1 protein-coding gene and 1 pseudogene are annotated in these 464 nt (G+C 46.6%); both read right to left on the minus strand.

What is annotated here, in order from left to right:
- Positions 1-68 (minus strand): annotated as a pseudogene (locus A3712_RS28930) (YecH family metal-binding protein); the annotation flags it as partial.
- A 90-nt stretch (positions 69-158) separates the two neighbouring features.
- Positions 159-464 (minus strand): lysoplasmalogenase family protein (locus A3712_RS18730; protein ID WP_231891841.1); only part of this gene is annotated, 306 nt, incomplete at its 5' end.

Genomic DNA, 464 nt, shown 5'->3' on the forward strand with positions numbered 1-464 from the left:
GCTTCTCGAGTCAGAGGCTTTTCACTAAGCAAGTTTAAAACGTTGTGTGCGTGAATTTCGGTAGTCATAACTCAATCTCATGTTTAATGAATTACACGTAGAGTACCGAGTTTGAGCAAAGCTGCCTTGATATAGCTCAGGCTAGGAGACGCTCTACCCTAAATGGTCAGAGAGGCGACGATAAGCGCATGGGCGAGAAAGTAACTGCCCGTTACCCAAAAGTACGCACTTTTGATCGGGCTGCGGTAACAGTTAAGTGCATACGCCAGTGCCGAGAGCAGCAATACGCTACAACCTGCAAATCCAACCGCGTGCGATAACTTAGGGTCAAGTAACCAAACCTCACCAGAAGCCCAAGTTAGCTGAATAAGCACAATCCCCATAATCACAACAGGAAAGACAAGTTTATCTAAACGTGGTAGCAGCAAGAAGAAAGCCACCACACAAGCAGCTAAGAGTAAGGC

It is taken from the genome of Vibrio sp. HI00D65 (assembly GCF_001635455.1).
Classification (GTDB): Bacteria; Pseudomonadota; Gammaproteobacteria; order Enterobacterales; family Vibrionaceae; genus Vibrio.